At 68.0% G+C, this 8885-nt stretch carries 9 protein-coding genes and 1 pseudogene; 6 read left to right on the top strand and 4 right to left on the bottom strand.

The annotated features are described in order from the left end of the window. A partial coding sequence (gene gfa, locus WC493_RS20400) for an S-(hydroxymethyl)glutathione synthase (RefSeq protein WP_373067977.1) occupies positions 1–483 on the bottom strand: 483 nt, incomplete at its 3' end. A 310-nt stretch (positions 484–793) separates the two neighbouring features. On the opposite strand from gfa, the gene WC493_RS20395 reads away from it, so the two are divergent. From WC493_RS20395 to WC493_RS20370, 6 genes are read left to right on the top strand one after another with little or no spacing between them, the layout of a single operon-like run. Continuing rightward, a complete protein-coding gene (locus WC493_RS20395; RefSeq protein WP_373067975.1) occupies positions 794–2008 on the top strand; it encodes an ABC transporter substrate-binding protein in 1215 nt (404 codons plus the stop codon). A gap of 43 nt (positions 2009–2051) precedes the next feature. Beyond that, positions 2052–3026 carry a YVTN family beta-propeller repeat protein gene (locus WC493_RS20390; protein WP_373067973.1) on the top strand — a complete coding sequence of 325 codons (975 nt, stop codon included), beginning with the start codon at positions 2052–2054 and terminating at the stop codon, positions 3024–3026. A gap of 25 nt (positions 3027–3051) precedes the next feature. Continuing rightward, complete coding sequence (locus tag WC493_RS20385; protein ID WP_373067971.1) at positions 3052–3528, top strand: SRPBCC family protein; 477 nt, start codon at positions 3052–3054, stop codon at positions 3526–3528. Then, the gene (locus WC493_RS20380) at positions 3525–4253 is read left to right on the top strand and encodes an ABC transporter ATP-binding protein (protein WP_373067969.1); all 729 of its coding nucleotides are present in this window, start codon (positions 3525–3527) and stop codon (positions 4251–4253) included. The genes WC493_RS20385 and WC493_RS20380 overlap by 4 nt, the downstream gene beginning before the upstream one ends. After that, positions 4250–5092, top strand: a complete 843-nt coding sequence (locus WC493_RS20375; RefSeq protein ID WP_373067967.1) for an ABC transporter permease — start codon at positions 4250–4252, stop codon at positions 5090–5092. The genes WC493_RS20380 and WC493_RS20375 overlap by 4 nt, the downstream gene beginning before the upstream one ends. Continuing rightward, entirely contained in the window at positions 5089–5691 is a 603-nt protein-coding gene (locus tag WC493_RS20370; RefSeq protein ID WP_373067965.1) for a hypothetical protein, read from the top strand. The genes WC493_RS20375 and WC493_RS20370 overlap by 4 nt, the downstream gene beginning before the upstream one ends. Here the strand turns inward: WC493_RS20370 and WC493_RS20365 are convergent. The 3 genes and pseudogenes from WC493_RS20365 to WC493_RS20355 form a co-directional block, all read right to left on the bottom strand. Beyond that, the gene (locus tag WC493_RS20365; RefSeq protein WP_373067963.1) at positions 5688–7307 is read right to left on the bottom strand and encodes a GMC family oxidoreductase; all 1620 of its coding nucleotides are present in this window, start codon (positions 7305–7307) and stop codon (positions 5688–5690) included. The two genes, WC493_RS20370 and WC493_RS20365, sit on opposite strands and share 4 nt — an antisense overlap. A 73-nt stretch (positions 7308–7380) precedes the next feature. Next, positions 7381–8607, bottom strand: a complete 1227-nt coding sequence (locus tag WC493_RS20360) for an NADH:flavin oxidoreductase (RefSeq protein ID WP_373067961.1) — start codon at positions 8605–8607, stop codon at positions 7381–7383. 64 nt (positions 8608–8671) lie between these two features. Beyond that, positions 8672–8885, bottom strand: a pseudogene (locus tag WC493_RS20355) (acetyl-coenzyme A synthetase); the annotation flags it as partial.

Below are 8885 nucleotides of genomic sequence, written 5' to 3'. Positions count from 1 at the left end.
GCGGAGGCGGCTCCGGATCGCGCCCATCATCTCCGGCTTGGTGCCCGATTCGATGACCGACGAGACGAAGGCGGCGAATTCCGGCGGCGCCCAGCCGGTCTGGGGCGAGAGTTCGGTATGGATGAAATCGAGCCCGTAGAAGGGATGCTTGGTGTTCTCGATCCGCCCGAACATATGGACGCCGCAGCCGGTGCAGGCGTGGCGCTGGATCACCGCATTGGGATCGACGATCTTCAGCTTGTCGCCGTTCTCGACCACGGTCACCTTGTCGCGCGGCACCACGCCGACGACCGAGAATATTGCGCCCTTGGGCTTCCAGCATTTGGTGCAGCCGCAGGCGTGATTATAGGCGACCTGGGCATCGACCCGCACCTTCACCGGGCGGTCGGCGCATTTGCACACCAGCATGCCGCCGGAAAAGCCCGGCAGGGCGGGCTTCAGCCCGTTGTCCACCGCCGGATGAATGGAAACTGCCTGAGCCATCGTCGCTTCCTCCCGCATTCAGCGACGGCGCCCGCGTTCGGGTCGCCGGTTCTTTTCGCGATGCCGCATCGCAATTGCACAAAATTTCGTCCCGTGCGCCCGAATTCTAAAGTTCAGGCACTCACGAATACGCTACCTCTGTCGACCATGACCGAAACGGTACCGCCGTCCACTTCCGATAACTTGTCACCGGGCGGGGCTGTCACCTTTCGTCAATTGATCATGCCGCGCGGCTCGCCATATGCAAATCTTATATATCGCTTATGCCTATTGCGTTGACTGATGAACTATTCGCGGAATAATCCGCTCCATGCTCAACCGTCGATCCGCATTGAAGGTCCTGAACGGCGCGGTCGTCGGCCTGGCGGCGGCGGCCGTCTTCGGCCCGCCGGCCGGGGCGGCGGCCCAGGCGGCCCCCCTCGAAGTGACGCTGGGCGCCCTGATGCGGAAGCGCCCGCCGCCGCCCCTCTATGAGATCGATCCGGTTCCGCCGGACGAGGGGGCCGCCGGTGCCGCCCTCGCCGCCGTCGACAACAACACGACCGGGCGCTTCACCCAGCAGCATTATACGCTGAACCAGATGGTGCTGGAGGGAGGCCAGGCGGCGCCCGAAGCGGCGGCCAAGCTGGTCGACGGCGGCGCCGGCTTCCTGCTGGTCGACCTCGGTCCGGACGAGCTCCTGGCCGTGGTCGACGCCCTGAAGGGGCGGGATGCCGTGATCTTCAACGTCTCGGCCGCGGACGACCGGCTGCGTGGGGCCGACTGCCGGGGCAGGCTGTTCCATGTCGCGCCCTCGCGCGCCATGCTGACCGATGCGCTGGCGCAATATTTCGCCGCCAAGCGCTGGTCCAAGCTCTTCCTGATCGTCGGCCCGAAGCCGGGGGACGCGCTCTATGCCGAGGCGATGCGCGCCTCCGCCCGCAAGTTCGGCCTGAAGATCGCGGCCGAGAAGCCGTGGGAATTCGGCCCCCTGGCCCGGGCGCGCGGCGACAGCGTCACCCAGGCGGACGCCCTGGTATTCACCCGCGGCACCGATTACGACATCATGGTGGTGGCCGACGAGGCCGGGGACTTCGGCGATTACATCCCGTTCCGTACCTGGGACGCCCGCCTGGTCGCCGGCACGCAGGGCCTGGTCGCCACCTCCTGGCACCGGGCGCAGGATGCCTGGGGTTCCGCCCAGTTGCAGAGCCGCTTCTACAAGGAGGCCAAGCGCTTCATGCGCCCGGTCGACTATCAGGCCTGGACCGCCATGCGCGCCGTGGGCGAGGCGGTGACGCGGCTGAAATCGGCCAGCCCTTCGGCGGTCGCCGACTACCTCGTGTCGGATGCCTTCCAGCTCGCCGCCTTCAAGGGCGTGCCGGTCACCTTCCGGCCCTGGGACCGCCAGCTCCGCCAGCCGATCCTGCTGGCCCAACCTTCGGCCATCGTCGGCGTGGCGCCGCTGCCCGGCTTCCTGCACCAGCGGACGGTGCTCGACACGCTAGGCACCGACCTGCCGGAGACAGCCTGCCACCAGACCTGAGAGAGACGCGCGGATGAACCGCGCCGGACGGGAGGAATTTAACATGTGGCGCAGAACCGCCCCCGCCATCGCCGTCGCCGTCGCCGCCCTGTGGGCGGGCGATGCGGCTGCTTACAGCGTCTATGTCTCGAACGAGAAGGGCAATTCGATCACGGTGATCGACAGCGAGACGCTGACGGTCATCAAGACGGTGCCGGTCGGCCGCCGCCCGCGCGGCATCACCATCAGCCCGGACGGCAAATCCCTCTATATCGCCGCGAGCGACGAGGACGGCGTCGAGGTGATCGACACCGCCACCATGACGGTGGCGCGCACCCTGCAATCCGGCCCCGATCCCGAGCTGTTCATCCTGCACCCCACGGGCAATCCCCTCTATATCGCCAACGAGGACGATGCCCAGGTGACCGTGGTCGATGTCGACAAGAACCAGATCCTGGCCCAGGTCCCGGTCGGCGTCGAACCCGAGGGCATGGGCATCAGCCCGGACGGCGGCATGCTGGTCAATACGTCCGAGACGACCAACATGGCCCATTTCATCGATACCGCGAGCTTCCAGGTGGTCGACAGCGTGCTGGTCGATTCGCGCCCACGCTTCGCCGAATTCAACAAGGACGGCTCCAAGCTCTGGGTCAGTGCGGAAGTGGGTGGCACGGTCACCGTGATCGACCCGAAGACGCGGGCGATCCTGAAACGCATCACCTTCGCCATTCCGGGCGTCACGCCCGAGGCGATCCAGCCGGTCGGCGTCCGGGTGACGCGGGACGGCAAGACCGCCTTCGCCGCTCTCGGTCCGGCCAACCGCGTCGCGGTGATCGACGGCAACAGTTTCGAGGTGACCAAATATCTGCTGGTCGGCCAGCGCGTCTGGCAGCTCGCCTTCACGCCGGACGAGAAATACCTCTTCGCCACCAACGGCAATTCCAACGACGTCTCGGTGATCGACGTCGCCGCGATGAAGGTGATCAAGACGATTCCGGTCGGCGAGGCGCCCTGGGGCGTCGTCGTCGCGCCCAAATGACAATGACAACAGGGGAGGAAACACCATGCGCAGCCTGATCATCGCCGCCGTCCTGCTGGCCGCCGGCCCGGCCCTGGCGGCCGAGAACAGCAACCGGGTCGAGGCCAAGGCGGATGCCGCCAAGGCCTGGGGCCTGATCGGCGATTTCTGCGGCATCAAGGCCTGGCACCCGGCGATCGCCGATTGCGTACTGTCCGAACAGGACGGCGCCAAGATCCGCACCCTGACCACCAAGGACGGTGCCAAATTCGTCGAGAAACTGGTCGCCTGGGACGACGCCGGCCATTCCTATACCTATGAGATCCTGCAAGGCCCGCTGCCGGTCGAACATTACCGCTCGACCCTGAAGGTCGAGGAAGACGACGAACCGGGCAAGGTCGCCATCACCTGGTCTTCCACCTTCGATCCCAAGGGGGTTTCGGAGACGGACGCCCGCAAGGCGGTGGCGGATGTCTATCTGGCCGGGCTGCTCTCGCTCAAGAAGACGCTGAACGGCAAATGACCGGGCCGGCGGCCCTTCATGTGGCCGATGTCGCCCATCGCTTCGGCCGCCAGGAGGCGCTGCGCGGTGTCTCGCTCGAGGTGCCGGCGGGGCGCTTCACCGCCCTGCTCGGCCCGAACGGGGCGGGCAAGACCACGCTGTTCTCGATCGTCACCAGGCTCTACGAACAGCAGGCGGGCAGGGTCGCCGTCTTCGGCCGCGATCTCCAGGCGGCGCCGACCCGGGCGCTGGCCGACATGGGCGTGGTGTTCCAGGCCCGCACCCTCGACCCGGACCTGACGGCGCGCCAGAACCTCGCCTATCACGCCGCCCTGCACGGATTGGCCGGGCGGGCGGTGCGAAGCCGGATCGACGAACTGCTGGCGGCGGCCGGCCTCAGCGAAAAGCGGGACGAGAAGGTGCGGAGCCTGTCCGGCGGGCAGGCGCGGCGGGTGGAGATCGCCCGGGCGCTGGTCCATGGTCCGCGCCTTCTCCTGCTCGACGAGCCGACCGTGGGCCTCGACCTCGCGGCACGGGCCGGCATCCTGGAGACGGTGCGCGGCTTGGTGCGCGACCACGGCCTTTCCGTGCTCTGGGCGACCCATATCTTCGAGGAGATCGCCGACGACGACCTCGTCCATGTCCTGCACCGGGGCCGCATCGTCGCCACGGGCGAGGCCGGGACTGTTGGCGGAGAGGTGGGCCTGGCCGCCGCCTTCCGCCGCCTGACCGAGGTCGCGGCATGAGCGAGGTGCCGACCTCCCGCCTCGGCCTCGGCGGCTATCTGGTCTGCCTCTCCGGCATCACGCGGCGCGAGCTGCTCCGTTTCGTCGGCCAGCGGGAGCGTTTTCTTTCCGCCCTGGTCCGGCCGCTGCTCTGGCTCTTCATCTTCGCGGCCGGTTTCCGCAGCGTGCTCGGCGTCTCGATCCAGGCGCCTTACGAGACCTATATCCTCTACGAAGTCTATGTCGTGCCGGGGCTCGCGGTGATGATCCAGCTCTTTTACGGCATGCAGTCCTCGCTCTCGATGGTCTACGACCGCGAGCTGGGCTCGATGCGGGTCTTGCTGACCAGCCCGTTTCCGCGCTGGTCGCTGCTCTTGGCCAAGCTGCTCGCCTCGGTCCTGGTCTCGGTCGCGCAAGCCTATGTCTTCCTGGCGATCGCGCTCGCCTGGGATGTCGAGGCGGAGCCGATCGGCTATCTCCTGGCCCTGCCGGCCTTCGTGTTGACCGGGCTCATGCTGGGCGCCATCGGGCTCTTCCTGTCGTCTTTCATCCGCCAGCTCGAGAATTTCGCCAGCGTGATGAATTTCGTGATCTTCCCGATGTTCTTCGCCTCCTCCGCCCTCTACCCCCTGTGGCGGCTGCGCGAGGCGAGCGAGACGCTCTATTGGGTGTGCCGGCTCAATCCCTTCAGCCATGGTGTCGAGCTGGTGCGCTTCGCCCTCTACGGTGCCTTCGAGCCGGTCGCGCTGGCCGTGGTGTTCGGCACCACTGTGGTCTTCTTCACCGCCGCCTGCCTCGCCTATGACCCCGGGCGCGGGGTGATGGCCAGGCGCGGCGGACCCAAGGGAGATGCGGCATGAAATCCTTCCTCTTCGCCCCGCTTCTTCTCCTGGCGGTGCCGGCCTGGGCGGACGGGCCGCCCGCCGATCCGGACTGGCCCTGCATCCAGCGGAAGGTCGGCACGATCAGCCCGGGCATGGTCTGGAACGGCCCCGATCTCGCCGCCGCCGGGCCCTGGGACCAGGATTTCAAGGCGGCGGAACTGGCCCAGAAACTGGCGTCGCGCCGGACCCCGATCGAGGACGCCGACGGGCTGATCGACGCTTTCGCGGCCGAGGCGGGGGCGGAGAAACAGCTCCGCCTGACGCGGGTCTTCGCCGGCGTGCTCGAACTGGTGAACACCGAGCGCGACCGGGTGATCGCCGGCATCACCCGCTATGCCCGCGGCCAATCCCACTTGGCGGAGAGGATCCGGGACGAGAGCGACAAGGTGAGCGACGCCAAGGACGCGCCCAATGCCCCGGTCAGCGACGAGATCCGCCAGCTCGAAGACCAGCTCAAATGGGATACCCGCATCTTCGAGGAACGGCGGAAGTCGCTCACCTATGTCTGCGAGACGCCGCAGATCCTGGAGCGCCGGGCCTTCGAGATCGCCCGCCGCATCCAGGACAAGCTCTAAGTACGGGCATCCTCCAGGATCATCCGGGCGCCCTGCTCGGCGATCATCGCGGTCGGCGTATTGGTATTGCCGGAGGTGATGGTCGGCATGATCGAGGCATCGACGACCCGAAGCCCGCCGAGGCCGATCAGGCGAAGCCGCTCATCGACCACGGCCAGGGGATCCTCCGGCCGCCCCATCTTGGCCGTGCCCACGGGGTGGAAGATGGTGGTGCCGATGTCGCCCGCGGCCTTGGCCAGAGCCGCTTCGTCGTCGCCGACCGCGGGGCCGGGCAGATATTCCGAGGGCTGGAAAGCGGCCAGGGCGGGCTGGGCCATCAGGCGGCGGGTGACGCGGATGGCATCGGCGGCGACCCTCCGGTCGTCTTCCGTGGTCAGGTAGTGGGGGGCGATCACCGGGGCGGCGCCCAGGTCTCGGCTGCGCAGGCGGACCTCGCCGCGTGAGGTCGGGCGCAGGTTGCAGGCGGAGATCGTGATGGCCGGGAAGCGGTGCAGGGGATCGCCGAATTTGTCGAGCGAGAGCGGCTGGACGTGGAATTCGATGTTCGCCCGTTCGCGCGAGGGATCGGAGCGGGTGAAGATGCCGAGCTGGCTCGGCGCCATGGTCAGCGGCCCGCGCCGGCGCAGCAGATAGTCGAGCCCCATGAGGCCGCGGCCGAGCAGGGAATGATAGGTCTCGTTCAGCGTGGTGACGCCCGAGACCTTGAAGATCGCACGCTGCTGCAAATGGTCCTGCAAATTGCGGCCGACGCCGGGACGGTCCAGCACCGGGGTGATGCCCAGGGGGGCGAGCCAGTCGGCGGGGCCGATGCCGGAGCGGTGCAACACCTGGATGGAGCCGATGGCGCCCGAGGACAGCACCACTTCGCGGGCAGCGCGGGCCGTCACCATCTCGGTGCCGCGGCGGAAGCGGACGCCGGTGGCGCGGCCCTGCTCGACGATCAGGCGGTCCGCCTCGACCTCGGTCAGCAGGCGGAGGTTCGGGCGGTTCAGGGCCGGCTTCAGGAAGCCCCGGGCGGAGGACCAGCGGCGGCCGCGCTTCTGGTTCACATGGAAATAGGAAACGCCTTCGTTGTCGCCGGTGTTGAAATCGTCGATCTTGCGCACGCCCATCTGCGCCGCCGCTTCGCGCACCGCGTCCAGCACCGCCCAGGAGACGCGCGGCGCCTCGATACGCCAGCCGCCGCCCGCACCATGGTGTTCGCTGGCGCCCAGAAAATGGTCTTCGAGCCGCTTGAAGGCGGGCAACACGTCGTCATAGCCCCAGCCGGCAAGGCCGAGCTGGCGCCAGTGGTCGTAGTCGGCGGCCTGGCCGCGCATCGAGACCATGGCATTGATGGCGGAACAGCCGCCGATCACCTTGCCGCGCGGATAGGCCAGCGAGCGGCCGTTCAGCCCGGCTTCGACCTCGGTCCGGAACATCCAGTCGGAACGCGGATTGCCGATCGCGAAGAGATAGCCGACGGGAATATGGAACCAGATCCAATTGTCCCGCCCGCCCGCTTCGAGGAGGAGGACGCGGTTGCGCGGATCGGCCGACAGGCGATTGGCCAGGATGCAGCCGGCCGTGCCGGCCCCCACGACGATATAATCATATTGCCCTTCGTCCGCCGCCATCGCTGCCTCCCGTCGTTTTCCCCTGGGTGCCACGTTGCGAAGGACGCATCAAGGCGACGAAGGTGGCAGGGGATCAAGTTCCGGCGATCGCCTGGTTCTCGGCCGGATCGGGCAGGGGGCGCAACACGCAATGGGTGCCGAGCGGCGTGTGCATGGTGGCGACGCATTCGTTGCAGGCGGTACAGCCCGAGCGCGTCGCCGTGCCGGCGGCGAATTTGTTCACGAGCTCCGGGTCGTGCAGCAGGGCGCGGGCCAGCACCACGGCATCGAAACCTTCGCCCAGCACCTGATCGACGCCGGCCATCGAGGTGACGCCGCCGAGGTAGAGCAGCGGCAGCGTCGTCGCCGCACGGACCTGGATCGAATGGTCGTGGAAATAGAGTTCGCGGAACGCCAGGTCCTTCGGCTGCATCAGGCGCAGGATGTCCAGGGCGCGGCGGCCGATGAAGCTCGGGTCTTCGCGCTTCATGCTAGAGACCGGCATGGGACTGCCGAAGATCCACCAGGGCGACTGCACGTTCATGCCGCCGGTCAGCACCAGGAAATGGGCGCCGTCCGCCTCCAGCATGCGGGCGAGGCCGGCGGCGTCGCGCGCAAGACCACCGCCTCGATAGCCCTCGAAGACGCCGATCTTGCAGCCGACCGCCATCTCCTTGCCGACCGCGTCGAGTACCCGCTGCAACACCATGCGGGGGAAGCGGGCGCGGTTTTCCAGGCTGCCGCCGAAATCGTCCCGCCGCTTGTTCTCGCCGGGGGAGAGGAATTGGCTCAACAGATAGCCGTGGCCCATGTGGATCTCGACGGCGTCGAAACCGGCTTCACGGGCGAGGCGGGCGCCGTCCGCGAAAGTATCGGCCAGGACCGGCAGTTCGGAGGGGTCCAGGGCACGCTTCAGGGGCACGCCGTGCAGCGCGCCGGTCGGGTTGAAGCCGCCGGAGGCGGAGCCGGGCCGGCGCCCGTCGGTCGGTTTGAGGAAGCTGAAGGCGCCGCCATGGGTGATCTGGGCCGAGATGGCAGCCCCCTCGCCGTGGACGGCGTCGGTCAGGGCGCGGAGGGGGGCGAGCGCTTCGGGCCGGATGAAGAGCTGGTCGGCAAAGGTGCGGCCCTCGGGCGCCACGGCGCAATAGGCCATGGTGGTCATGGCGGCACCGCCGGCCGCGATCTCGCGGTGATGGCGGACCAGCGCCTTGGTCGGCAGGCCGCGGCGGTACATGCCCTCGTTCGCCCCCGACTTCACGAAGCGGTTGCGAAGGCCGAGCGGCCCCAATGTCAGTGGTGTGAAGGCCTTGCCCGTCGCCATTCCGTCCCTCCCCTGTTCGGCACAGGCTAGGGACGGGTGGCGGGCCGGGCGACCCCCAAAGCGACTAGGCGCGGTTTTGCCGATTGTCGATGAGGTCGGTGACGACGGAGGGATCGGCGAGGGTGGAGGTGTCGCCGAGGGCGCCGAACTCGTTTTCGGCGATCTTGCGGAGGATCCTTCGCATGATCTTGCCGGAGCGGGTCTTGGGCAGGCCGGGGGCGAACTGGATCAGGTCGGGGCTGGCGATCGGGCCGATCTCGCGGCGCACCCAGGCGACC

Origin of the sequence: Zavarzinia sp. (assembly GCF_041650655.1) — a bacterium.
Classification (GTDB): Bacteria; Pseudomonadota; Alphaproteobacteria; order Zavarziniales; family Zavarziniaceae; genus Zavarzinia.
This window is presented reverse-complemented; position numbering and strand designations above follow the sequence as displayed.

Coding starts and splice junctions, on each gene's coding strand:
- WC493_RS20395 (WP_373067975.1), top strand. CDS start 794: ATGCTCAACCGTCGATCCGCATTGAAGGTCCTGAACGGCGCGGTCGTC.
- WC493_RS20390 (WP_373067973.1), top strand. CDS start 2,052: ATGTGGCGCAGAACCGCCCCCGCCATCGCCGTCGCCGTCGCCGCCCTG.
- WC493_RS20385 (WP_373067971.1), top strand. CDS start 3,052: ATGCGCAGCCTGATCATCGCCGCCGTCCTGCTGGCCGCCGGCCCGGCC.
- WC493_RS20380 (WP_373067969.1), top strand. CDS start 3,525: ATGACCGGGCCGGCGGCCCTTCATGTGGCCGATGTCGCCCATCGCTTC.
- WC493_RS20375 (WP_373067967.1), top strand. CDS start 4,250: ATGAGCGAGGTGCCGACCTCCCGCCTCGGCCTCGGCGGCTATCTGGTC.
- WC493_RS20370 (WP_373067965.1), top strand. CDS start 5,089: ATGAAATCCTTCCTCTTCGCCCCGCTTCTTCTCCTGGCGGTGCCGGCC.
- WC493_RS20365 (WP_373067963.1), bottom strand. CDS start 7,307: ATGGCGGCGGACGAAGGGCAATATGATTATATCGTCGTGGGGGCCGGC.
- WC493_RS20360 (WP_373067961.1), bottom strand. CDS start 8,607: ATGGCGACGGGCAAGGCCTTCACACCACTGACATTGGGGCCGCTCGGC.